The sequence below is a fragment of the Rhodococcus sp. PD04 genome (assembly GCF_035918275.1).
In the GTDB taxonomy this organism is placed as follows: domain Bacteria; phylum Actinomycetota; class Actinomycetes; order Mycobacteriales; family Mycobacteriaceae; genus Rhodococcus; species Rhodococcus rhodochrous.
The window spans coordinates 247,394-271,949 of record NZ_CP142144.1 but is presented as its reverse complement, the minus strand read 5'-3'; the positions used below and the strand labels follow the sequence as shown (position 1 = coordinate 271,949).

The following is a 24,556-nucleotide window of genomic DNA, read 5'->3' as shown; positions in this document are numbered from 1 at the left end:
TCTGTGCGGGGAAGGTGATGATTCGGAAGTTCGACGGTCACAGTGGGGGCCAGCTCAGACCCGTCACGGACGAGGGGATACCGGCTGCGGCCGCCCGGTGGGCGAGGTCTTCGGCGACACCGGCACGGCGCAGCACTTCCTCGGTCTTGACGTGGGTGTCGGTGGCGCGCCGTGTCGGGCCGTCGGAGAACACCGGGACCACGGGGACCGAATTCAGTGCGAAGTCCGGGTCCCGGGCCACGATCTGATCGAATGTGGCCAGTTCGTGCGGTTCGAGTACCGGTGTCACGCAGGCATCCACGTCGGCGAAGACCGTGGTCCACTCCGCCATCGTTTTCGTCTCGAATGCTGTGGTCAGTGACTTTTCGATGTGGTCCCAGGTGGACTCGTCGAAATGATTCGGAACGGCACCGAGGTCGAGGGTGGTCCACAACCGTTCGAAGAAGGCGGTCTCGAGGGCTCCGACTGCGACGTAGCGATCGTCGGAGCAGCGGTAGCACCGATAGAACGGCATCGATCCGGTCAGTACGCCGTGTCCACGTCCGGGCAGTGTCGGCGTCTGCCAATCGACGAAGTTCATTCCCATCATCGACAGCACGCCGTCGACCATGGCGGCATCGATGTACCGGCCTTTGCCTGTACGCGTGCGGTCGTAGAGGGCGGACATGATGCCGAATGCCGACAGCAATCCGCCGCCTGCGAAGTCGGCGACCAGGTTCAGCGGCAGCGTCGGCGGGTGATCGGAGGGGCCGAAGGTCCCGAGGGCACCGGCGATGGCCAGGTAGTTGATGTCGTGACCGGCGCGCTGCGCCATGGGCCCGTTCTGGCCGTAGCCCGTCACGCTGCAGTAGACGAGTCCGGGATTGAGGGCCGACAGTTCCGCGTAGCCGGCGCCCAGCTTGTCTGCCACCCCGGGGCGGAATCCTTCCATGAAGACGTCGGCTTCCGAAACGAGGGTGTGCAGGGCGTCGAGGCCGTCGGCGGTCTTGAGATCGAGCGAGATGAATTCCTTGCCTCGCGACAGCGCGGGCACCGGGAGTCCGGAACGACCACCACCGATTGCGATCACTTCTGCGCCGAGGTCCGCGAGCAGCATGCTCGCGTACGGTCCGGGCGCCAGACGTGTCATATCCAGTACCCGAACCCCCGCGAGTGGTCCTGTCGTTGCGGTCATCGTCGTCCTCCAAAGTCATCCGGTATCTCGTGTGATGCCCATCCTGGAGGCGGTGACTGCACTCACACCATCTCCATGTGGAGATGTCGCATCACATCGGGTCTCCCGCACACTCAGATCCACATACTCAGCACGGGACGCTCCGAATTCGACAGGACAGCAATGGAAACCACTGCGACAGACACTCTCCCCGACACCACCGCGCAGGATTACGAGCGGATTCTCGACGCCGCCGAGGCCGCCTCGACACCTCTTGCTCGTACGGACCTGCACGAGCGAGCGCACCTTCTGCGGTCGGTGGCCGATGCGCTCGACGCCACAGCGTCGGAGCTGGTGCCGCTGGCGGCCGCCGACAGTTCACTGCCCGAGCCGCGCCTGCGCGGCGAAGTCACGCGGACGACGACGCAGCTGCGGATGTTCGCCGAGGTCGTCGAGGAGGGCTCCTGGCTGGAAGCGATCATCGACACGGCCGATCCGGACGCGCACCCTGCTCCGCGTCCCGATCTGCGCCGGATCCTCGTGCCCACCGGACCTGTCGCAGTGTTCGGTGCGAGCAACTTTCCGTTCGCATTCGGACTCGGCGGTGGAGACACCGCGTCGGCATTGGCTGCCGGCTGCCCGGTTGTGGCCAAAGCTCACCCTGCTCAGCCACGTTTGACCGCCGCCTATGCGCGGGCGATCGACGAGGGACTGCGGGCGGGTGGCGCCCCGGACGGCACCTTCGGGGTTGTGCAGGGCGCCGAGATCGGACGTCAGCTCGTCCAGGATCGGCGTATCACCGCCGTCGGGTTCACCGGCTCGACATCGGGTGGCCGTGCGCTGGCCGATCTGGCAGCCGGCCGACCGGATCCCATCCCGTTCTACGGTGAGCTCGGCAGCACCAACCCGGTGTTCGTGACACCTGCCGCCGCCGAGGACCGGTCGGGCAAGATCGCCGGCGAGTTCCTCGAATCGTTGCTCCTCGGCGCGGGGCAGTTCTGCACCAAGCCGGGGCTGCTGTTCGTTCCCGAGCAGAGTTCGATCGAGTGGCTCGTTCGAACCGCGGTCGCCGATGATTCGTTCCGTCTGCTGCACGCAGGGATCCGGCAGTCGTTCCTCGAGGTGTCCCAGCAGATCCTCGACCATCCCGAGGTCCGGCCGGTGGCAGTGCCCGAGCAGAGTGGTCTGGACGAACTGTCGGTGCGCCCGGTCATCGGCGTGACCGACGCTCGGGCACTGCGTCGAAACCCCCAGGACCTGCTCGAAGAATGCTTCGGTCCGTTCGGGCTGATCGTGACCTACACGTCGATCGAGGAGCTGTACGCGGCGATGGCAGTTCTGCCGGGCACGTTGACAGCGACCGTTCACGGAACCGAGGACGATCCCGATGCTGCGGGACTGCTCGGTGCGCTTGCGCGCCGTGCGGGGCGCGTCATCTGGAATGGATGGCCCACCGGTGTGGCCGTGGGTTGGGCTCAGCACCACGGTGGTCCGTACCCGGCCACAAACTCGGTACACACCTCCGTCGGGGCCACCGCGATTCGACGGTTCCTGCGTCCGGTCGCCTACCAGTCGGTGCCCGAAGCGAACCTGCCGTCCGCTCTCGTCGATGCGAACCCGTGGGGTATCCCCCGCCGGGTGAACGGCCGGCTGTCGTAGGGCCACCGATGCTCGCGACGTCACCTCGATCCGGACAGGGTGCGCAGAGGACTACGTCTGTTGCGCCGCTTCGGGCCGGGTTTGTATGCGGCGTTGTGTCACAAGAACATCCGGGTCAGCACGGGTAGTCACGCCCAGGTGTGCTGCACAATCAACGACACGGCGGTCTCCTGAGGGAGGCCGCCGTGTCGTCGGGAGGTGAGTCTCAGGAGGTGGTGGTGTCGGGAGTGACCGGTTCTGTGTCGGCGACGGTGGTCTTTCCGCCGTTCTCGTCGACGAAGTACAGGATCACTGCGCCGATCAACGGTCCGACGGCGAGGGCCGCGAACGCTGCCAGGAACGAGCCGGTGGCCGAGAAGACCGCGCCGATGGCGAGGGGGACGAGGGTGCTGGCGATCTGCCAGAAGGCGTTGGATGCGCCGGCGGCTGTGCCGGTGACCTCGCTCGAGACCAGGCGGGGAATCATCGCGACGATCAGGGGCAGGTATCCGTAACCGACCAGACCGAGGATGGGTGCTGCGATGAGGAGCGCAGGGACGTTGTCCAGCGTTCCGAAGAAGATCAGAATGACGGAGAACAGCGCGAGAATGACGATCGCGGGCTTTCGGGCGCTGCCTATCCGGTCGCCGAGTATTCCGGTGAGGGGTTTACTGACGACCGCTACACCCGCGAAGATCGCCACGATGAACCCGGCGGTGGTGCCGGAAACGCCGTGTCCCTTGATGAGCAGGGCGTTGGACCAGGTGACGAATCCGTATGTGCCCCAGAACCCGCCGAATCCGGCGAGGGAGAGCAGCATGAGGTCGCGGTTGGTGGTCAGGGTCTTCCAGGCGGAGGGGCGCTTGCCGCCGCCTGCGGTAGCGATCGTGTTGGTGACCGGTCCCGGCCGGATGATCACATAACAGATGACCGCCGTGACGATCGAGATGGCACCGAAAAGGTGGTAGGAGGCGTGCCAGCTGTAGTGGTTGATCATCCACGGGACGGCGGTGTTGGCGATGACGGTGCCGAGCGAGGTCGCGGAGGTGAACAGTCCCATGACCTTGCCGAGTTCCTTGGGCTGGAACCAGCTTGCCAGGAGCTTGACGCCTGCGGCGTAATCCGCGCCGGCGAAGAAGCCGACGACTGCTTGCACGCCGATGCCGATGACCGCAGAGGTGGTCGATCCGAAGATCATCATGAACACGCCGGCGCCGGCGAGTGAGACGGTGACCACCTCGCGGCCACCGAACCGGTCGGAGAGCACCCCGGTGAGGGCGTTGGAACAGACGTAGCCGATGTAGTACGCGGTGGCGAACACGCCGAGGCTGGCCAGTGGTACGCCGAGGTCCTCGCCGACGAAGACCGATGCCGGGCCCCAGGTGGAGCGATCGACGGAGGTCATGGTGAAGGCGAGCCAGCAGAGCACTAGCACGACCCACCGATATCGGTTGCGTGCCTGTTGATCAGGTGATGTGGAAATCGTCTGCACGAGGGGGTTCCTGTCTGGTCTCGGCGCGATAGGGCGGTCTCGGGTTGTGTGCTGCTACCCGGGTTCTCGGGGAGAGGATCGCTGCCGTCAGTTGAATAGCGTTGGTGCAGTCGAGGTGTGGAAGGGACTGTGAACGTCACGAGGGGGTATGTCGCGGAAAGTTCAGGGTGGGTCACCTTCGACCGGTCGAGCGCTGCACCTGTTTTATCAAGGTGATCGCGTTCACACAATGTTTGCGTCCGTTTGTGGAGCAATTGCGCGCTATTCGGACGCATTGCTCGCCGGTCTGGTCCGGGGAGGCCTCCATCGGCCGGAACATGTGATCGCCGCTCGATCCGTCGATCACGCGGCGCGCAGGGCGCTGTCCCGATGACGACCGCGATCACCGGACAGGGCCTCACATCGCTGCGAGCTCCTCGCGGATCTGCTCGGCCGCAGTGCGCAGAGCGGTGAGGATCGATCCCCGCATGTGATCGAGTGATACCCGCGAGGACTGGGCGGAGACGTTGAGAGCAGCGACTGCGTAGCCTTCGGCGTCGCGAACGGGCACGGCGATCGACCGCACTCCCTCGGTGAGTTCCTCGTCCGCCAGCGACCATCCCTCGTTGCGTGCGGCGAGGATCTTCTCGCGTAGTTCGTCGGTGTCGATCGTGGTGGCCGCGGTGTAACTGTGGGTGTCCACGCTAGCCAGATAGGCGTCGAGTTCGGCATCGGTGCGGTCGGCCAGGAGTACACGACCGGTGGCGACGGCGTAGGCCGGCAGACTCGTCCCGACCACGATTTCGACCGTGAGGACCCGGTCGGCCTGGACCCGGTCGACATAGAAGATCCTGTCGTGATGCAGCACGGTGAGCGAGGCCGTCTCCTGCGTCTGCTCGGCCAGGCGTTCGAGGTGGGGCCGGACGATCTCGGGAAGTCCGCTGCTCAGGACGTAGGCGTCGCCGATCTCGAGTATCGCGGGGCGGGCGGTGTAGGCGGTGCCGTCGTAGGACAGATAGCCCATGTACTCAAGTGTCAGCACGAAACGCCGGGCCGCGGTGCGGGTGATACCGGCGAGGGTCGCGACTTCGGGGACCGACAGGGGGCGACGTTCTCGCCCGAACAGTTTGAGTACCTCGAGCCCCCGGCCGAGAGCTTGAACGTGATCGCGGTTCTGCTCCGGGGTCGTCGTGGTTGCTTCGTTCTCGCTCACAGGCTCAACCTATCTACTTCGTGTGATGCTGCCGATCGAGTGGGGGCGTGAGAAGTGCGGATCCCCCAGAGGCCGAGCGCGACGCATACTGCGTACAGCGCTGCCGCCGCAGACCAGCCGGTCGCGAATCCGCCGGTGTGATCGGTCAGCAGGCCCATCAGGGCGGGCCCGCCGGCGAATCCGAGATACATCCCGACTGCGATGGCGCTCGAGGCGCGGCCTACGGTGCTGGTTCGAACCACGCGGAGCGCACCGGCCATCAACACCACATTGGCTGCGAGGGCGGTCGCACCGTGCACGCCGACGCCGATCCACAGGAGGGCAAGCCATCCCCAGAGTTCGGCACCGAGCAGGGAGAGTGCGCCGAGCAGGGAGCCCGATGCGAGGACCAGCAGCAGGGTGAAGGGGCCGGTTCTTCCGGAAAGCGCGCGGCCCCAGCCGATTCGCGCGGTGACACCGATCAGGCCGGCGATCGCGGCGGTCAGCCCGGCCACGGTCAGGTTCAATCCCATTTCGTCGTGCGCGAACAACGGAAGATAGACGTTGGTGGCCTGAAGGGCGGCGCCGGAGAACAAGGCGTAGGCGGCGAACAGCCAGACGACCGGGGGCAGGGTGCGGCGCTCGGTGCGGTCGGAGGAGGGTGCGGCACGCTCGGGGGCGCTCGCCGGCCGTTGGGAACGGTTCCGGGACGGTGCGCAACGCCAGGCCCAGAGGGCCGAGATGCCCGCGATGGCCGCGCCGACCCATAGTGGGCCTCGCCATCCCCAGGCAAGTGCCAGGGTGGGGCATCCGACTCCGGCGGCGAGTTGGCTGACCTGCACCCCGGACTGCTTCACTCCGATCCAGGGAGAGCGTTTGGCCGGTGGGGCATTATCGCTGATCACGCGGTTGGTGACGGGATTCGACAGGGCCTGTGCAGCCCCGGACAAGGCCATGGCCGCCAGTAGCCACAGGTAGTTCGTCGACAGCGCCGCGATGACGAACGAGAGTGCGGCGCCCGCGAAGATCGTGACGAGCAGTGCGCGAGCGGGGAAGCGGTCGCTGAATCGCCCGAAGGTCAGGGACAGGGTAGCCGCCGCCAGGAAGCTGAGCGTGGCGAGCATTCCGAACTGCGCCGCGGTGATGCCGAGCGAGTCGATGACCAGCGCGCTCGTCGCGCTCAGGCCGTAGGTCAGCAGTGGGCCGATCGCCATGGCTGCCGTCAGCAACGGCAGTAATGCTCGGGAATTGCGGTTGTTCACTACAGGCACTCCATCGACAGTCCTATCGCTGTGCGACGGTGCGCACGATCTCAGCGCAAAGCGTCCGCATAGCGTTCAAGAAACCTATCTTCGGACGCAAGTGTCGCACGTCCTAGGGTGTGGCACCTACCTCGCCGCGTCCCCGGCTCTCGTGGGCCATCGAAGCGTGGCGAGATGTGACGGGAGGCCGCGGAGCACGCCGTGGGTGTTCGGCGACGGGCGGACGTGCGCGTCCTCGCGGGATGGGATGCGCTCAGACGTCGATTCCGGCGCGCAGTTCCAGGGAGATTCGACCGGCGGTTTCGAGGAGTGGGGGAAGGTACCGCGGAACCAGGGTGCGCGCGGATTCGTGCGTTTGGTACATCGACACGGTGAGTGCGCCGACGACGCGGCCGGTTCGAGAGCGCAGCGGCACGGCCAACGCTTGCACTCCGACATCGAGAACCTGGTCGGCGAAGGCCCAGCCCTGGCGGCGGATGATGTCCAACTCGCGCTCGAGTCGACTGCGCTCGTCGTGGGCTGGCGCCGGGTGCGGGTCCTGGGGAGCCGAGAAGTCGAGATGCCGGTTCAGTTCGGCTTCGGGAAGTGCGGCCAGCAGCACCCGTCCGGTCGCTGTCCGATGGGCGGGCAATCGGCTACCCGCCTTCAAGGACACCGACATGCCGGACGCAACCTCCACTCTGCTGACGTACCGGATGTCCGGACCGTCGAGCACTGTGACGGACGCGGAGAGCCCCAGGTTTCGCGCAAGTGCCTCGAGGTGCGGCTGGCACACATCGGCGAGGGTAAACCTCGACAGGTTGGCATAGCCCAGCTCGAGTACCTGCGGTGTCAGGGTGAACTTGCGGCCGGAGACCTCGACGAATCCGAGTTCGACGAGGGTGTGCAGGAATCGGCGCGCCGCCGAGCGGGGAAGTCGGCACCGATCTGCCACCTCGGTCAATGTGAGGTGGCGATGCTCGCGGTCGAAGGTGGTCAGCACTGCGATGGCGCGTTCGAGTGACTGGACCGCGTCCTTCGGGCGGGCCGGCCGCACGGGGGTCGACGACGGCATGGCGTCCACCGCGCTTTTGGCTCGCGTCATCTGTTCCTCTCCGGTGCCCTCACTGAGTGGGCTTCTTCGATCCCACGACCGCGAGTGTAGTGGAGTCCGATCTGCGCGCATATGCGCGTTCCTTTCGGACCTTCCACGGCGGAGTGCGGACCTTCGCCGGTGGTGATCCATCGCGTGTCTCGGCGACAGAAACAGCGAGTACCAGGGGCCTTAGGGCGAAAAATAAGGCCGCCCATGGTTGACGGTGCGAAGCGACGTGTGCCACAGTGCTCCCACCGATCAATTTCCGCGCACATGCGCGCTATTCGGACGCAATCAGTCGTTGAAGGTCGAAAGGACTGCCATGCTGACGCAAGACCAGAACACTCTGCTGGTTCAGACGGGCCCCGATACGCCCATGGGCCGGCTTTTCCGCCGGTACTGGATCCCGGCGTTGCTGGCGGAGGAGTTGCCGGAGCCGGACTGCGCCCCGGTCCGCGTCAAGCTGCTCGGCGAGCAACTGATCGCATTCCGCGATACCCAGGGCAGGCTCGGGCTGCTCGACGAGTTCTGCAGTCACCGCACCGCCTCGCTGTACTTCGGCCGCAATGAGGACTGCGGCCTGCGCTGCGCATACCACGGCTGGAAGTACGACGTCGAGGGCAACTGCGTGGACATGCCGTCCGAACCGGAGGACTCGAAGTTCAAGTCCCGGATCAAGCAGAAGGCATACCCGTGTGTCGAGCGCGGCGGCGTGATCTGGACCTACATGGGTCCGCCCGAGCTCAAGCCCGAACTCCCCGAACTCGAATGGGCCATGCTCGGCGACGGCCACCGATTCGTCTCGAAGCGACTGCAGGAGACGAACTACCTGCAGGCAATGGAGGGCGGCATCGACTCGAGCCACGTCTCGTTCGCCCACCGATTCAACCTCGACGACGACCCGATGCACTCGGGGACCGAGGGCAACAAGTACCTCAAGGCCGACACCCGCCCCAAGTTCGAGGTCGCCGAGAGCGACGGCGGTCTGGTCATCGGTGCTCGCCGCAACGCCAACGACGACGAGTACTACTGGCGGATCACCCAGTGGATCATGCCCTGGTACACCATCATTCCCCCGTTCGGCACCCACAATCCGCTCGGCGGGCACGCCTGGGTGCCCATCGACGACGAGACGTGCTGGGCGTGGAGCATCAACTACCACCCCACCCGGGAGCTGCGCGAGGACGAACTCGCGTCGATGCGCAACGGAGACGGAATCCACGCCAAGTACATCCCCGGGACCTACCGGACGCTGGCGAACAAGGACAACGACTATCTGATGGACCGCGAGGCACAGAAGCAGAAGAAGACGTTCTCCGGCATCGAGGGCATCGCCGCCCAGGACTTCTCCCTGCAGGAATCGATGGGCGCAATCTGCGATCGCACCAAGGAACGCCTCGGAACCTCCGACGCCGGCATCATCTTGGCCCGCCGCCGACTGCTCGCCGCCCTCGAGGAACTCGAAGCGGAAACCCTGCCCGGCCTGCAGCCCGAACACCAGCGTGTGCGGTCGACCTCGGTCCTGCTGCCGAAGGCAACGCCCTTCCAGGAGGGTGCAGAGGACGCACTCCGCATGGTCGAAGGCGAAGACTTCGTCTCCATCTGACCACTCCGGCAACAAGAAACAAGGAATCCGTCGTGACCAATAGAGCCGACATCGACACCGCATCGACACCCTCGTTAGCCGGCCCGCCGACGATGGTCCGCGCCGCGGTATCGATGCCCGACACAACGACGACCATCCGCCACCTCGACACCAGCGCAGCCGTCGGTGCCGTGGGCTGGCTCGAAGTCGAATCCTCCGCGGTGTGCGGAACCGATGTCGGTCTCTATCGGGCCGGACTGGACTCGCCCACAGTGCTCGGCCATCACGTCGTCGGGACCGTCGTCTCGGTGGATCGGACCCAGTCCGCCGCATGGGACGTGCGGCCCGGCGACAGGGTCGCGCTGGAGGAGTACCTGCCGTGTATGCAGCAGGACTGCCCGGCGTGCCGCATCGGTGATCACCGCATGTGCCCCCAGACCGATCTGTTCGTAGGAAAGCGGCGAGTAGGTCTGGTCCCGGCGAACGACGGGTCCGGTCTGCACGGCGGCAACGCCGAATACATGCAGCTCAGCGCAAACAGCCTCGTGTACCGCCTACCGGCGGATCTCGATGCGGACCTCGCGGCGTGGACACAGCCTTTCGCCAACGCGCTGGATTGGACGGTCGATGCCGGCGGCGCCGAGGAGGGGTCGACGGTCGTGATCATCGGCCCCGGCTACCACGGTATCTCCGCAGTAGCCGCAGCCCGGGCTGTCGGTGCCGCCCGCATCGTCGTGATCGGGGTACCGGAGTCGGCCGGGCGCCTCGAGATCGCCGAATCTCTCGGTGCGGTGCCGGTGATCAACGACAACGACGACCTTGCCGAACTGATCCTGCGAGCCACCGGCGGTGAGGGAGCCGATGTACTCCTCGACACCGTCGGACTCGGGGGACAGGCCGTGGCCGCCGCCGCCCGTGTGCTGCGCAAGCGGGGCCGGCTGGTCATCGGCGGACTGGGGTCGACCCCGGTCTGCGAACTCGATCTCAAATCTCTGGTGCGCGGCGCCAACACCATCGTCGGTGTCCGAGGCCGCTCTCCTGATGCAGTCACACGCAGCATCGAACTTCTCGCCGGCGGCCGATCCGGATTGGAGATCGTGCCCTCCGTCGACGTCGGCCTCGACGAGGTCGACGACATGTTGGGGCGGATGGCCACCGGACAGGGGCCGGTGAGCCCCCACGTCGTGATCCGTCCACAGTTGCGCCGCCCGAACACTCAGAAACGAGGAACGCTGTCATGAGCGAGACGACACCCCGCCGGCTGTCCTACGTAGCTCGAATACTGCTGGTGCCCCAGGGGAAGTCCGGTGACGACCTGGTCGAGCAGATGGCTCGGGCGGGGTTGACCGATGTCGACGTCGTCACCGCGCACTCGCCCGCCGAGGCGGCCGTACGCGACATCAACGCCGAGGCCACGGTGGTGCGTCGTATCGACGAATTGGTCACCGAATCGGACATGGTCATTCTCATCGGTTCGGTACTGCCCCAGGTCCCCATCGGCTTCGCCACCGCCATGGCCGAAGCAGCCCGCGAATCGGGCAACCTGCTCGCCGGTGTCCTGATCGACCAACAGGACTGGGACAGCCCGCAAGGCGCCGAAGCGATGGCAGTACTGCGGATGGAACTCGACATGCTGGTGTCCCTCACCCAGGTCTCTCTCGCCACCGCCTTCGTCGACGTTCTCAAAGGGGGATACCGCACCCCGGGTGCTTACGCGCCAGTTCTCTCGACCTCAAGGATCTGACAATGACACAAGAGACCAGCCGCCTCGTGGTCCGGCAACAACGACTCGAATCCGACGGCGTGTTGTCGCTGACCCTCGAGCATCCGGAGGGGGCCGCCCTCGACGAATGGGAGCCCGGAGCACATATCGACCTCGTGCTGCCCTCCGGGACCGTTCGGCAGTACAGCCTGTGTGGTGACCCCGAGGACAAGACTGCCTACCGGATCGCCGTTCTCAGAGAAGAGCAAGGACGCGGTGGGTCGAAGGAAATCCACGACAGTGTCCGGGTGGGGGACCTCCTCGCGGTGCGGGGACCCCGCAACCACTTCGTCCTCGAGCCTGCATCCCACTACCTCCTGATCGCCGGAGGAATCGGAATCACTCCCATTCTTTCGATGGCACGGAAACTGTCACGGGAGAACGCCAGCTGGTCCGCACTCTACGGCGGCCGCAGCCGCGCCACGATGGCATTCGTGGAAGAGATTTGCGGACTCGGCGAAGTAGACGTCTGTCCTGCAGACGAATTCGGAAACCTCGACCTGGCAGGCGCCGTGGCCGACGTTCCGGTCGGCACCGCCGTGTACTGCTGTGGCCCCGAAGGTCTACTGCAGGCGGTGAAATCGGTGTGTGGTCCGGCGCTCGGTGACGAAGCAATTCATTTCGAGCGGTTCGGTGCCCCTGTCGTGGAGGTCGATTCCTCCGAGGCTGCCGACGCATCGGACGGGCAGTCGCCCACCGAATTCGAGGTCGAACTGCGCCGGACCGGGTGCACGTTGAAGGTGCCTGCAGACCGCACCCTGCTCGAAGTCGTTCTCGAAGCGAACCCGAACATCCTGTACTCCTGCGAGGACGGATTCTGCGGGTCCTGCGAAACCCGCGTGCTCGACGGAGTTCCCGAACATCACGATTCGATCCTCTCTCAGGCAGACCGAGACAAGGGCCAGACGATGATGATCTGTGTCGGACGTTCTCGCACACCCACGCTGGTCCTCGACGCCTGACGTAGCGGGATGCTGCGAGGAGTCGGGTGTCCGCCTTCCCATGTTTTCAGATCACGGGACGGACCACCCGCACTCGCACTATCCATTGCAGGGCCTGCGGTTGCTGCAACCGGGCATGCTCGTTGCCGAAGAACTTCTCGAACCATGCGTCGACGGTGCCGCATCGGCAAGGGCTATCGCGTCCCTCGATTCCGGTATCGGATCTAACTTCCTGGACGACGCGATCGGTGAGACTTCCAGCGCCTTTCTTCCTGCCGCGAACACACCTCGGCGGCCCTGACGAGCGCTCGTCCATTCTTCGGGCGGGGTGGAAGCTGCGGTGACCGGATGGTCGTTGCAGCGATGATCGATCGAATCGTTCCACCAGCCGATGTGCTGACCCCGCGGGCGTCGACTATCGCGTGCGGAGCGGAATCATCGACCGTGCACTCGGATTCCGTACCACTCACCGCGGCGAGATCGGCTATCCCCGCGAGTGCCTCGTTGCCCTCGCAGGACTGTCAGGCCGGACGTCGATGACGTCCGGCCTGCCGGTCCTGGAGACCGGTCGCCAGCGCCGAAGCGCCGATAGTGCGACCAGCTGTCCGTGCACGTGGGCACTGTTGTTCGCGGGTAGAAGTTCTCATACTTGTCGACCTCGCACCCTTTGAGGGCCCTGCGAACCGCCCTCGCGCATGTCTTCTTGAGGTGTTCAGGACCGCATCAAGACCTGATTCCATGGATCGGTCGTCGCATCCTTGATGTCGGTGTTCTTCCGGAGGCACGCCTGCAGGGTGCAGCGATCGTTTCGCGCACGGATGTCGCGCCCGGGTGCACCCTTCGAGGGATCTCACAGAAGCCGGCCGAGCCTTTGGGCGTACTCGTTCAGTACGGGTACGGCCGCCTCCTGGAGGTCGTGGAGGGTGGTTCTGGCGGTGGATGCACTGACGCTCATGGCCGCCACGGTTTCACCGCGGGCGTTTCGGACCGGTACGGCTATCGACAGCATGCCGAGTTCGATTTCTTCGTCGGTATACGCCATGCCGCTCTCCCTCGCTGCCAGAATCCGTTCCCTGACGGCATCGATTTCGGTCAGCGTCTGGGGTGTGCGTGTCTGGAGGTGGCACTGTCGGAGATAGTCGTCCAGTTGTGTATCGGTCAGTCCTGCCAGCAGTACTCGACCGGTTGCCGAGTTGTGGGCGGGCAGTTTGGCGCCGACCCGGACTCCGGTCGACACGATCCGGGTGGCCTCGGCGCGGGCGACGAACAGGGCCCATCCGTCTTCGAGAACAGCGAGCGATACCGATTCGTCCAACGCATCGCGAGCCTCGGTCAATTGCGGCTGGGCGAGTTGCGGGAGCGGCGCGGTGTCCAGATAGGCGCCGCTGAGACGGAGCATTCTCGGTGTCGGGCGGAAGTTTCCGTTGTCGTGGGTCAGGTAGCCGAGCTCGACGAGGGTGAGCAGGCAGCGCCGTGCCGCGGCGCGAGAGGTGTTGGTCCGCTGTGCGGCATCGGTGACGGTCAGTTGTGGGTGGCGGATGTCGAAGGCTTCGATGACCGCCAGACCCTTCGCCAATCCGGCCATTCCTTCGGGGGCGCGGGAAGAACTCTTGACACTTTCTTGGGCGTCCTGCTTAATTGTTCGAGAATTGCTCATCTGTTCGTTATACGAACAAGCGCGGGGTGTGTCAAGCCCAAGCGAGCGAGTTCTCTGATGTCCCGACTGGTTGTCCAGACTGAGGAGAAATAATGGAAAGCAGCGTTGTCGACACAGGCCGCGATACCCCGGTGGAGTGGACCGACGATCTCACCCGAGTGCCGTATCGGGTGTTCCAGGACCAGGATGTCTACGCCGCCGAGCAGACCAAGCTGTTCCAGGGGCCGTATTGGAGCTACCTGTGCCTCGAGGCAGAGGTAGCCGGCCCGGGAGACTACTGCTCGACCTTCGTCGGCGAGACGCCGGTGATCGTGGCACGTGATCGCGACGGGGAGCTCTACGGATTCGAGAACCGCTGTGCCCACCGCGGTGCCCTCCTGGCACTGGACGACCGCGGAAACACGAAGGACTTCACCTGCGTCTACCACGCCTGGAGCTACAACCTGCAGGGCGATCTGACCGGCGTCGCCTTCAGAGACGGAATCAAAGGCAAAGGGGGAATGCCTGATTCGTTCTGCATGGAGGATCACGGCCCGCGCAAGATGCGCATCGCCGTCCTCCACGGCCTGGTCTTCGGAAGCTTTTCCGATGACGTGCCGGACATCGAAGAGTATCTCGGCGAAGAGATCACGAGCCGGATCGCCCGGGTCCTCAGTGGCCGTACGCCCGAGATCATCGGACGCTTCACGCAGGTGCTTCCCAACAACTGGAAGCTGTACGTAGAGAACGTCAAGGACTCCTACCACGCCAGCATCCTGCACCTGTTCTTCACCACCTTCGAACTCAACCGCCTGTCGCAGCGCGGCGGGATCATCGTCGACGAGAGCGGCGGCCACCACGTCAGTTACTCGGCGATCGACCGAGACGCCGAGAAGGACGTCGCCTACGCCGACCAGAACATCCGATCCGAAAGCGCCTACAAACTGGCCGATCCGTCGCTGCTCGAGGGGTTCAGCGAGGTCGGCGACGATACGACGCTGCAGATCCTCTCCGTCTTCCCGGGTTTCGTGCTGCAACAGATCCAGAACTCCGTGGCCGTGCGCCAGATCCTGCCGACCGGAGTCGAGCAAACCCGCTTGAACTGGACATATCTCGGATTCGAAGAAGACACGCCCGAGCAGCGAGAGATCCGTCTCAAGCAGTCCAACCTGGTGGGCCCCGCAGGTTACATCTCGATGGAGGACGGCTGCGTCGGAGGTTTCGTGCAACGCGGAATCGCAGGTGCAGCAAGCGAGTCTGCAGTGCTCGAAATGGGAGGAAGTCTGGCCGAATCCAGCGAGAGCCGTGTCACCGAAGCATCGGTACGCGGCTTCTGGAAGGCATACCGGACCGCGATGAACCGACAGGAAGAGGCATGAGCATGAACGACTTCCAGCGAATCGGCCGTGTGCAGGCCGACTACTCCCGTTGCATCGACGAGGGCCCGCTCGAGCGTTGGCCGGACTTTTTCGTCGAGGACTGCATGTACCGGATCACCACCGCGCAGAACTACAGCGAGGGCCTGCCCGCAGGACTGGTATGGGCCAACACTCGCCGCATGCTCGTCGACCGCGTATCGGCACTGCGCGAAGCCAACATCTACGAGCGACACACCTACCGTCATATCCTGGGCCAGCCCCTGGTGCTGGACGAGAACGGCGACGGTATCCATGCCGAAACCAGCTTCCTGGTGGTGCGGGTGATGCGTGACGGCCAATCCGACATCTTCACCAGCGGGCGATATGTCGACCGGTACGTGGAGGTCGACGGTCAGTTGAAGATTGCCGAACGGGTCGTGGTGTGCGACAGCACCAACATCGATACCTTGCTGGCGCTCCCACTATGAACGGGTCCCCGCCCCGGGTCCTGCTCACAATCGGCGACCCGAACGGAATCGGCCCCGAAATCGCGGTGAAAGCCGTCGTGGCAGCACAGGAACATCCCGCATTCAATCCGGTCCTGGTGAGCGATCGACATGTCATCGAATCGCTCGCCCACCAGGGCGGCATGACGCTCCGCGAGACGGTCGACGGCCACCGCGCACCCCTCGCCGGTGTGGTCGACATCCTCCCCGTCGACTCGTTGCCCCCCGGAGCGTTCGCCCCGGGCCGGGTGAGCGCAGAAGCCGGGACGGCGACCGTGGCGTACCTCGAACGCGCGGTGCGCTGCCTGCAGGGCGGTGGATCCCGCGGCATCGTCGCGTGCCCGCACTCGGAAACCGCGATCAACGCCGCCGGTATCTCTTTCAACGGATATCCAGGCCTGCTGGCCGAACTCGTCGGCGCGCGACGGGACGAGGTTTTCCTGATGCTCGTCGGTGCCGGCCTGCGCATCGTGCACGCCACCTTGCACGAATCATTGAAAGATGCGCTCGGGCGCCTCACACCGGAGCTGGTGTACAGGGCAGCGCACGCTGTGGTGCAGACCCTTCAGGACCAGGGCATCGCGTCCCCGCGTATCGGCGTGTTCGGTATCAATCCGCATGCCGGAGAAGGCGGCCTGTTCGGCGACGACGATCTGCGGGTGACAGCGCCTGCGGTCGAGCGGCTGCGCGCCGCAGGGATCGACGCCTGCGGACCGGTCGGAGCCGACCTCATGCTCGGCGATACCAGCTTCGACGCGTTCGTCGCCATGTACCACGACCAGGGCCATATTCCCGTCAAACTCCTCGCCGGACGCACCGCAGCCGCGATGACGATCGGCGCCGGCGTGCGGTTCTCCAGTGTCGGGCACGGCGCCGGGTTCGACATCGCCGGCAAGGGAACAGCCGATGCGGACGCCGTTGTCGCGGCGGTGCGGCTGGTCGGCGCCACCGCCGGCGCCTCATCACACGTAACCGCAGGAGTCACGTCATGACCTACCAGGTAACCGTCACGGGATCGGACATCAATTTTCCGTGCGAGCCCGACGAGAGTGTGCTCGACGCGGCGGAACGCGCGGGATACGCGATCCCGTACTCGTGCCGCAAAGGCGTGTGTTCGAGTTGTGAAGGTGCGCTCGATGCCGGCAGCCTCGCGGTGCGCGGCCGGGGAACGGCGCAAGGCCCCGAAAACGGAGTGCTGTTCTGTCAGGCGCAGCCCACCACGGACGTCGACATCACACCGAAGCGGATCACCGAACGAGACAAGGTGGTACGTAAGCAACTCACCGCGAAGGTCCACCGAATCACTCGCCCGACACCCGATGTCGCGGTCGTGCAGCTGCGTCTGCCCACCGGAGTGCGTGCGAAGTTCGCCGCGGGTCAGTACCTCAAGGTTTTTCTCGACGACGGGGACAGCCGCAACTATTCGATGGCGAATCCGCCGCACGAGAACGACGGAGTGCAACTGCACATTCGTCACGTGCAGGGGGGACGATTCTCCGAGGAGGTGCTTCGCACGCTCGAGAAGGGAAGCAAACTGAGAATCGAGCTGCCCTACGGCGAGTTCTCGTTGAACCCCGACTCGGACAGGCCCGTCATCTTCGTCGCCAGCGGCACCGGCTTCGCCCCGGTGAAGTCGATCGTCGAGGACCACCTCAAACGCGGGGGAGAGCGGTCGTTGCATCTCTACTGGGGTGCACGACGGCAAGAGGACATCTACCTGCCCGAGTTGCCCGAGAAGTGGCCCTCGGTTTCGGATCGGGTTTGCTTCACTCCGGTCCTGTCGCATCCCGCCGAGGACTGGACCGGTCGCACCGGTCTCGTTCATCGAGCCGTGCTCGAGGATTATGCAGACCTCAGCGGCCACGAGGTCTATGCATGCGGAAGTCCCGCAATGACCTCGGCGGCACGCGAGGATTTCGTCCACGAGGCCGGTTTGGCACCGGACAACTTCTACTGCGACGCCTTCGTACCGTCGGGCGATCTTGTTGTCACCGCGTGATCCGCTACCACCACCACATCCGGGAATCCCGGTACCAGACACTGTGAGGCACTCATGTCCATCGCACCATCGCGCGTGACACTGCCGGATTTCATCGATTCGCGGCCGGTGAGTCGATACCAGTACATCGTGATCGGCCTGTGTGGGTTGGTCATGTTCATCGACGGCTTCGACACCCAGAGCATCAGCTACATGGCGCCCCACATCGCCGAGGAGTGGGGTCTGTCGAAACAAGTGCTCGGGCCCATCTTCTCTGCCGCTCTCGCCGGTCTGATGGTCGGCTATCTGGCGCTCTCGCCGCTGTCCGAGCGGTTCGGTCACCGCCGGATGATTATTGCGAGCACAGTCCTCTTCGCGCTCGGCACGTTGGCCGCGGCCTGGTCGCAGAACGTCACCGAGCTGATGGCGTTGCGTTTCATCACCGGAATGGGGCTCGGTGCTGCTGCGCCCAGTGCCATCGCGCTAACGGGCGAATACAGCCCCAAGCGTCTTCGAGCGACCTTCGTCCTGGCGATCTACTGCGGTTTCTCCCTCGGTTTCGTCGCGGCAGGGTTGGTCTCCGGTTGGCTGATCCCGATCTTCGGCTGGCGCTCGGTGCTCGTCGTCGGCGCAGTAGCACCGCTTCTGCTGCTCCCGGCATTGCTGCGCTTTCTGCCGGACTCGCTCACCTTGATGATCAACAAAGGTGCCGAACCCAAGCGGGTCAGGTCGATCCTGCGCAGGATCGATCCCGGTCTCGCCGCCGGCTCCGACTTCACCTACGAGGCAGAGAAGCAGCCTGACGAACAGCGCACTGCACTGAGGAACCTGTTCACCCGTGACCGGGTGTTGGGCACGCTGCTGCTGTGGTTGGTCTTCGTCATCAATCTCGGTGAGTTCTACGCACTGCAGAGCTGGCTACCGTCGATCATGACGAGCCTGGACTACGACATGGGTACGGTGGTCACCGCTACGACCCTGACGACTGTCGGCGGCATCGCTGCGGCGTTTGTCACCGGGCCGTGTATGGACCGACTCGGTGCGTATCTCACCCTCGGAACGGTGTACATCGTCGGATTCGCGTTCGTCGCATTGACCGGTCTTGCTTTGAGTGCGCCGTTGTGGGTCCTGCTGACTGCCAACTTCTTTGCGGGTGTGTGTATCAGCGGCGGACAGAAGAGCTTGATCGCCTTGTCTGCGGTGTTCTATCCGACATCGATGCGTTCGACCGGTGTCGGTTGGGCATTGGGTGTGGGCCGCATCGGTGGAATTGTCGGGCCGATCGTGGTCGGAGCGGCTCTCGGGATGGGGTGGTCCGCCAGTGCAGTGTTCTATGCGATGTCGATTCCCATGCTCGTGGCCGGCGTGGCGGTACTGCTCCTGGGTCGATGGGTCCGGAGCGACAAACACCCCGACCGTGCGGTGGCGGAAAGTCAGTCGCTGGCGCACAAGTAGTACGAGTCGGCGACATGCCGAGGAGTCGGAGCCGGGGCTGCTCCGCGAACGGATGTCCGCGTACCCGCTTGCGGGTCGGTCCGGGTAGAGCCGTCTCTGTCGGTGTTCGGTGAGTGCTGCCGTTATGCGTCTCCACGGCATGGGCCGTCCTTCGGTTCGCTTTTCGTCAGGTCGACGAACCGAAGGGCGGCCCGTGCCCAGGGTTGTTGATGGAGATCGCGAATCGCGGAAGCTCGCGAGTTCGTCGGGTGACAGCCGACGTCGCGCTGCACGGCAATGTGCGTGCGACTGCATGGAGTTTGCGGGGGTACCGAGCGGGTACGCGAAGACGGTGTCGGCGAACGAGCATCTGCAAGGATCGCGTTCCGGTGCCGGCGGTGAGCAGGTCTCGGTGTTGTTGATCGCGGATCCGGGCGAGCCGGCGGCACTGGCCGAACGCATTGCGGAGTACCTGCCGGAACGCCTGCGCAGCTCTGCTCGCGTCGAGCGCCGGTGGACGGTGTGTGTGCGCAACGAACCGTATCTTCCCGACGAGCAAGCGGAGTTCGCGGAGGTCATCGACACGGTCGATCCGTCTTCGGAACACGAAGACATCGTCGTCTACCTCACCGATCTGCCGCGCCGCGATGACACCCTGCCTGTGGTGGCCGACGTCAGCGCCGACCACAAATTCGCGCTCGTCTCGGTCGCGGGAGTGGGTGGTTTCGGCATCGAGCGTCGCGTTCGCACGGTCACCGAACTTGCGATCACCCACATACTCGGTGAGCCGGAACTCACGCCCGGGGCCGCGCGGCAGTTTCCGTCTACGCAGATCGAGGACGGCATCCGGTATTTTGCGCCTTCGGGACTGCGGCGACTGCGGTTGTTGTCGGGGATGGTGCGTGCCAACCGGCCGTGGCGGCTGGTGACCGGACTGTCGAAGGTTCTCGTCGGCGCGTTCGCCACGGGGGCGATCGCCTTGGCCACCAATACGATCTGGTTGTTCGCCGACACGATGGGACCGTGGCGTATGAGTGCGGTGACGGTCCTGTCGATCATGGCGATGATTCTCTGGCTGATCCTCGACCATGAACTGTGAGAGCGTCCGAAATCACCGGAGGAGCGTGACCGTTCGGTGCTGTACAATACCGCGACCGTGGTGACCTTGACCGTCGGTGTCGTCGTGCTGCACGTGGCTCTGTTTTGTCTGCTGTTGGCTACTGCGAGTTTGACTCTTCCCCCGGAACTGTTGTCCCGTGTTCTCGGGCACGGGGTGAGCTTCTCCGATTATCTGACGCTCACCTGGTTGCTGACGTCCATTGCGACCATCGGTGGGGCGCTCGGGTCGGGGCTCGAGGACGACGCCGCCGTCCGAGAGGCGGCATACGGGGTCCGGCAACGGCAACGCATGGAGAAGATGAGCGAGGCGTCGAACGAGACGGGGTAGGTGTCCTCGGGGCATCCGGTGGCGGGAACATCAAAGACGGATCAATCGAGATGGTTGTGGTCAGGTTTCGCACCTTGACCGGGGTTCGGTGAGACGGGGCCATCGTGACAAGAACGCAGTCTCGACCTCGTAGGTGAGATCCGGCCTGTGGTGGGGTGATCGGTGACCGAGTTGTCGTGATTCGTCTGAACCAGCCAATGCTTTCGTCGGTTTTCGGGTGGTGTCCGTGCAATGGGGGCCTTATCGGTGACCTGGTCGGCGCTCATTGTGGGCAACTGGGCAAAGAGATGATCTGTGCGTCAGGCTCCCGAAGTGTCTGGGCATTCGGGAGCAGGGCGCTCATGAGAAGGGGGCCGAAATCGGCAGTCGCGGACAAGGCGATGCGGTGCCGCGATGCCGACGTGTCCGGTGATGCGTCCTCGTCGAAGGTCACGAGCGTGCGGCCACGATGCTCTCCGTCGGTTTCTACCGAAATCGTGCACGAGGGGGACTCGTTCAAGCTGACCGAACCGAGGGCAATTGCTGCGGCAAGGGGGTCGTGCAACAGGCATTTGGAGTGGTCGAACTCCGGGTGTCGGTCGAGATAGTAGGCGAGCATCGTTGCAGCGAGTTGGACTGCCGGATCGGTGGATGCGGTCTGCAGCAGGTCCACGTCGGCTCGGGAAAGACTGTGATTGTTCGTGATGTCGAGTGGTACCAGCGTGAGATTCCGCCAGGGGGCAGAGAACACTTGCGATGCGGCGACGGGGTCGGCGAAGATGTTGGCCTCGGCGTGGGGGGAGACATTGCCGGGAACGAGGTGAGCGCCGCCCATGATGGTGATGGCACCGACAGTTTCTGGGAGAGTTTCGTCGATCGCCAGTGCGACCGCGATGTTCGTCAGTGGGCCGAGAGCGATGATGTGAAGCCGGGACCCGATCTCGTGAGCCGTTGCGACCAGCCGTTCTGCGGCGGCCATATGGTCCGTGGGCGTTTGGGACGGAGGTAAGTCCAGGCCGGCGAACCCGTTGGGTCCGTGGATCCATTGAGCACCTCCCCAAAATTCCCCGGTCATCGGTTCCTGTCTTCCTACTGCGACCGGGATATCGGGGCGGCCGGTCAGCGCGAGCCAGCGACGCGCGTTCTCTGCGGCCTGGTCCACAGCGACATTGCCGGCAACTGCTCCGATGCCACGCAGATCGGCGTGGCATTTGATGAGGTATATCAACGCCAGTGCATCATCGATTCCCGGATCACAATCGACGTAGAAGACGGGGTCCCCACTGATTGAGTTTTCTCCCATAGAAACGATTCTATCTTGAAAGCTGTTGTCGTTCTCTGTGACACGGTGACCCTCGGGCCGGGTCGGGTCGTCGAGGACGATGCCGTCCCAGAGGCGGTACGGGGTCCCGGGGCGGCAACGCATGAAAGAACGAGACGAGCCAGGTGTCGAAGGACGCGGGCTCGTTGCCCTCGGCGCCTCCGGCGCAGGAGCATCGAAGGGGAAGACCGGTGAGATAGCGGGGTCAGGTCTCGCACGCTGAGCAATGGGTTCGGTAAGAAGGCACCAGTGATCGGAATGCCGATTCGAGGGGCCAGGAGAAGTCAGCCTGTCGTGCGGTGGGCACTTTCGGTGATCGAGTTGTGAGGCCGGGTGGACCATGCTCCGGGCACGGTGTGGAGCGAGGCCACAGCGCGTGCTGTGTCGATGAAATTCTGTACGGGTTTGGATGCGACATCCGTGCGCCAGGCGATGGACAGCGCCGTGGGCGGGATGTCGGTCACCGGCACGAATGCCAGGCTCGGTCTGCTGTAGAAGCGCTGCGTCGAGGCTTGTGAGAATGCCACGCCGCGCTCGGCGAGGATCGCTTCGAAGCATTCGTCGACGGTGGCGACGTCTGCGCCGACCCGCACCGGTTCGCCTTGGCGCGATTCTGTGGCCAGCCAGTAGTTTCGCCAGTTCTCGGGGGCTTTGCGTGCGACGAAGAACTCGTTGGTGACCTGCTCGACGCTCACCTCGGGCAACTGGGCGAGCGGATGATTCGCAGACACGACCATCACCCTGGGTTCGACGAACAGGGTTTCCATGCCCAGCCAGTCCTGCATCAACAGCGGGGGCCGGACGAAGGCGACATCGGAGGATCCGTCGGCCAACCCGACATACGGGTCGGAGAAGTCGTAGGAGTGCATCTGGACCTGGATGCCCGGATGCAGCGACTGGAACGTGCTGAGAATGTGCGGTGTGAGCTCTGCAGCTGCGTTGCCTTGGAAGCCGATGACCAACTTGCGGGTACTGACGCCGTGGGCGGCTTCGCGGGTGAGGTTGACTGCTCGTTCGGCGTTCGCCAGCAACCGGCGGCTTTCGTCGAGCAGGATCTGGCCGGCAGGGGTCAGTTCGACATGCCTGCTGCTGCGCAGCAGCAGCACTGCGCCGAGGTTCTGCTCGAGTTTGCGGATCTGCACGCTCAGTGAGGGCTGAGCGATGTGCAGACGGGCGGCTGCGCGCCCGAAGTGCAGCTCTTCGGCAACTGCCACGAAATAGGACAGAAGTCGCAGGTCGAGCTGGGGTTGCATGTTTCCGAAGATAGACAACACCACCCCGGGAGACCAGTAGTCATTGCCTATCGATCCGGGCCGGATAGGTATTGGACGCACCCGGCGGACACGAGGTGTGATGGCTGTCATGGCCGGCACGGCATCCGGGAGGCCAGCACTTTCCGGATTCGGGTCGGCATACCGGAGCGAGTGCTCGCACTCGGCCTCGCTGTCTCCCTCATCGAAGGAATCCCACATGACCGTCACTACGCGTGCCCTCGACACGGCCGACTGGGCTGCCTCGTTCACCGAGGCGAACAACACCGACCCCGAGATCCAGGCACACGGCAAGTACTTCACCTGCTCGTACCTGCTCGACATGACCGACCACACGTTCGTCATCCAGATGAGCCGCGGCAACGTGGTGGACATCGCGATCGACCCCGGTCCGCTGGATGTGCCGTACCAGTTCGCGCTGCGTGCCAGCGCCGAGACCTGGCGTAACTTCGGCGTCCCGGTGCCCGCCCCGATGTACCACGGCATCTGGGCCGCGAGCTTCCAGCGCGACATGAAGCTCGAAGGCGACATCCTGGTGCTGATGCAGAACCTGCGGTGCATCACCCGCCAGATCGAACTCCTGCGCACCGTCGGCGTCCCGGTCTGATCCTCCCACCCCCTTTGAGCCGTAAGGAACACTGATGAGCAAGATTTCCCCGGTCACCGGCCACTACGTCGACGTCGACGTCGACGGACTGCTGTACAAGGTCTTCTACCTCGAGAACGGCACCGGCCAGCCGCTGGTGTGCCAGCACACCGCCGGCTGCCACAACCACCAGTGGCGCGGTCTGCTCGAAGACGAGGAGATCACCGCCAACTACCGTGTCATCGCCTACGACCTGCCGCGGCACGGCAAGTCGGATCCGCCGGAGAACACCGAATGGTGGACCGAGGAATACCAGCTTTCCGCGGACCACTTCGCCAATTTCATCGTGGCGCTGTGCGACGCGCTCGAACTCGAGAACCCGATCTTCATGGGCTCCTCGTTCGGCGGGAACATCGCCCTGCAGCTTGCGCTTCGGCACCCTGACCGCTTCGCCGGCGTCATCCCTGTCGAGGGTGCGGACTACTCGCCCGGCTTCTACCTCGACTGGTGGCAGCACCCCCACGCCAACGCGGCACAGGTCTGCGCGAGCGGCGTGTGGGACCTCATGGCCCCGCAGTCGCCCGAGGCGGACCGCTGGAAGACCTGGTTCTACTACAGCCAGGGTTCCGAGTCCTTCCGCGGTGACCTGCACTTCTACTCGGTCGATCACGACCTGCGCGGAAAGCTCGCGGACATCGACGGTGACCGGTGCCCGGTTGTGATGCTGACCGGTGACTACGACTACCTCACCACCCCCGAGGACAGCGCCCGCACTGCGGGGCAGATCCCGAACGCCGAGTTCATCGAAATGAAGGAGATCGGCCACTTCCCGATGAGCGAAAACCACACGGTCTTCCGTGGATACCTCATCCGGGCACTCGAAATCCTCCAGGACAAGGCACGCAAGTCCGTCACCACCAGCTAGTACCCGCTCGCCCGCTCGGGTGTGGCCACCGAACGC

At 64.6% G+C, this 24,556-nt stretch carries 20 protein-coding genes and 1 pseudogene; 13 read left to right on the top strand and 8 right to left on the bottom strand.

Annotated elements, in window-relative coordinates; all coding sequences use genetic code 11:
- Window positions 1-37: 37 nt before the first annotated feature.
- A complete protein-coding gene (locus tag U9J23_RS25620) occupies window positions 38-1,174 on the bottom strand; it encodes a CaiB/BaiF CoA transferase family protein (RefSeq protein ID WP_138999832.1) in 1,137 nt (378 codons plus the stop codon).
- A 162-nt stretch (window positions 1,175-1,336) separates the two neighbouring features.
- Between U9J23_RS25620 and U9J23_RS25615 the strand changes: the two genes are divergently transcribed.
- Window positions 1,337-2,812 (top strand): aldehyde dehydrogenase (NADP(+)), encoded by a 1,476-nt coding sequence (locus tag U9J23_RS25615; protein WP_272268891.1) that lies wholly within the window; start codon window positions 1,337-1,339, stop codon window positions 2,810-2,812.
- 205 nt (window positions 2,813-3,017) lie between these two features.
- Here the strand turns inward: U9J23_RS25615 and U9J23_RS25610 are convergent, their stop codons facing one another.
- The 4 genes from U9J23_RS25610 to U9J23_RS25595 all read right to left on the bottom strand — a co-directional run bounded on the left by U9J23_RS25610 (window position 3,018) and on the right by U9J23_RS25595 (window position 7,800).
- Window positions 3,018-4,226 carry an MFS transporter gene (locus U9J23_RS25610; protein WP_326603182.1) on the bottom strand — a complete coding sequence of 403 codons (1,209 nt, stop codon included), beginning with the start codon at window positions 4,224-4,226 and terminating at the stop codon, window positions 3,018-3,020.
- Between the two features lie 454 nt (window positions 4,227-4,680).
- A complete protein-coding gene (locus U9J23_RS25605) occupies window positions 4,681-5,475 on the bottom strand; it encodes an IclR family transcriptional regulator domain-containing protein (RefSeq protein ID WP_272268890.1) in 795 nt (264 codons plus the stop codon).
- Window positions 5,472-6,716: an MFS transporter gene (locus tag U9J23_RS25600; RefSeq protein ID WP_272268889.1), complete on the bottom strand. Its 1,245-nt coding sequence runs from the start codon at window positions 6,714-6,716 to the stop codon at window positions 5,472-5,474. Before U9J23_RS25600 ends, U9J23_RS25605 begins: the two co-directional genes overlap by 4 nt.
- Before the next feature lie 253 nt (window positions 6,717-6,969).
- The gene (locus U9J23_RS25595; RefSeq protein ID WP_272268888.1) at window positions 6,970-7,800 is read right to left on the bottom strand and encodes an IclR family transcriptional regulator domain-containing protein; all 831 of its coding nucleotides are present in this window, start codon (window positions 7,798-7,800) and stop codon (window positions 6,970-6,972) included.
- Between the two features lie 313 nt (window positions 7,801-8,113).
- On the opposite strand from U9J23_RS25595, the gene U9J23_RS25590 reads away from it, so the two are divergent.
- Genes U9J23_RS25590 through U9J23_RS25575 form a run of 4 tightly spaced genes read left to right on the top strand, consistent with a single transcriptional unit; the run spans window position 8,114 to window position 12,100 of the window.
- Window positions 8,114-9,397 carry an aromatic ring-hydroxylating dioxygenase subunit alpha gene (locus tag U9J23_RS25590; RefSeq protein WP_006552202.1) on the top strand — a complete coding sequence of 428 codons (1,284 nt, stop codon included), beginning with the start codon at window positions 8,114-8,116 and terminating at the stop codon, window positions 9,395-9,397.
- 32 nt (window positions 9,398-9,429) lie between these two features.
- Window positions 9,430-10,617: a zinc-dependent alcohol dehydrogenase gene (locus U9J23_RS25585; RefSeq protein WP_088898940.1), complete on the top strand. Its 1,188-nt coding sequence runs from the start codon at window positions 9,430-9,432 to the stop codon at window positions 10,615-10,617.
- Entirely contained in the window at window positions 10,614-11,120 is a 507-nt protein-coding gene (locus U9J23_RS25580) for a hypothetical protein (protein WP_326603177.1), read from the top strand. Before U9J23_RS25585 ends, U9J23_RS25580 begins: the two co-directional genes overlap by 4 nt.
- A gap of 2 nt (window positions 11,121-11,122) precedes the next feature.
- Window positions 11,123-12,100: a PDR/VanB family oxidoreductase gene (locus U9J23_RS25575; RefSeq protein ID WP_272268887.1), complete on the top strand. Its 978-nt coding sequence runs from the start codon at window positions 11,123-11,125 to the stop codon at window positions 12,098-12,100.
- A gap of 829 nt (window positions 12,101-12,929) precedes the next feature.
- Here U9J23_RS25575 and U9J23_RS25570 read toward each other — a convergent pair.
- The gene (locus tag U9J23_RS25570) at window positions 12,930-13,664 is read right to left on the bottom strand and encodes an IclR family transcriptional regulator domain-containing protein (RefSeq protein WP_326603317.1); all 735 of its coding nucleotides are present in this window, start codon (window positions 13,662-13,664) and stop codon (window positions 12,930-12,932) included.
- Window positions 13,665-13,828: 164 nt separating this feature from the next.
- On the opposite strand from U9J23_RS25570, the gene U9J23_RS25565 reads away from it, so the two are divergent.
- The 6 genes and pseudogenes from U9J23_RS25565 to U9J23_RS25540 all read left to right on the top strand — a co-directional run bounded on the left by U9J23_RS25565 (window position 13,829) and on the right by U9J23_RS25540 (window position 20,438).
- On the top strand, window positions 13,829-15,094 hold the full coding sequence (locus U9J23_RS25565) for an aromatic ring-hydroxylating dioxygenase subunit alpha (protein WP_272268885.1): 1,266 nt from the start codon (window positions 13,829-13,831) through the stop codon (window positions 15,092-15,094).
- Window positions 15,091-15,561: an aromatic-ring-hydroxylating dioxygenase subunit beta gene (locus U9J23_RS25560; RefSeq protein ID WP_006552196.1), complete on the top strand. Its 471-nt coding sequence runs from the start codon at window positions 15,091-15,093 to the stop codon at window positions 15,559-15,561. The genes U9J23_RS25565 and U9J23_RS25560 overlap by 4 nt, the downstream gene beginning before the upstream one ends.
- Entirely contained in the window at window positions 15,558-16,571 is a 1,014-nt protein-coding gene (locus tag U9J23_RS25555; RefSeq protein ID WP_326603174.1) for a PdxA family dehydrogenase, read from the top strand. The genes U9J23_RS25560 and U9J23_RS25555 overlap by 4 nt, the downstream gene beginning before the upstream one ends.
- Window positions 16,568-17,578, top strand: coding sequence for a 2Fe-2S iron-sulfur cluster-binding protein (locus U9J23_RS25550; RefSeq protein ID WP_039584281.1), 1,011 nt, complete (start codon window positions 16,568-16,570; stop codon window positions 17,576-17,578). Before U9J23_RS25555 ends, U9J23_RS25550 begins: the two co-directional genes overlap by 4 nt.
- Before the next feature lie 54 nt (window positions 17,579-17,632).
- On the top strand, window positions 17,633-19,012 hold the full coding sequence (locus U9J23_RS25545; RefSeq protein ID WP_039584280.1) for an MFS transporter: 1,380 nt from the start codon (window positions 17,633-17,635) through the stop codon (window positions 19,010-19,012).
- Between the two features lie 331 nt (window positions 19,013-19,343).
- Window positions 19,344-20,438 (top strand): annotated as a pseudogene (locus U9J23_RS25540) (hypothetical protein).
- Window positions 20,439-20,700: 262 nt separating this feature from the next.
- Here U9J23_RS25540 and U9J23_RS25535 read toward each other — a convergent pair.
- The gene (locus tag U9J23_RS25535; protein ID WP_183070853.1) at window positions 20,701-21,720 is read right to left on the bottom strand and encodes a nucleoside hydrolase; all 1,020 of its coding nucleotides are present in this window, start codon (window positions 21,718-21,720) and stop codon (window positions 20,701-20,703) included.
- A 302-nt stretch (window positions 21,721-22,022) separates the two neighbouring features.
- Window positions 22,023-22,991, bottom strand: coding sequence for a LysR family transcriptional regulator (locus U9J23_RS25530; RefSeq protein WP_138999840.1), 969 nt, complete (start codon window positions 22,989-22,991; stop codon window positions 22,023-22,025).
- Window positions 22,992-23,208: 217 nt separating this feature from the next.
- Between U9J23_RS25530 and U9J23_RS25525 the strand changes: the two genes are divergently transcribed.
- Both U9J23_RS25525 and U9J23_RS25520 read left to right on the top strand, forming a co-directional pair.
- The gene (locus U9J23_RS25525; protein ID WP_006553284.1) at window positions 23,209-23,616 is read left to right on the top strand and encodes a hypothetical protein; all 408 of its coding nucleotides are present in this window, start codon (window positions 23,209-23,211) and stop codon (window positions 23,614-23,616) included.
- Between the two features lie 34 nt (window positions 23,617-23,650).
- The gene (locus U9J23_RS25520) at window positions 23,651-24,520 is read left to right on the top strand and encodes an alpha/beta fold hydrolase (protein ID WP_088898931.1); all 870 of its coding nucleotides are present in this window, start codon (window positions 23,651-23,653) and stop codon (window positions 24,518-24,520) included.
- Window positions 24,521-24,556: the final 36 nt, after the last annotated feature.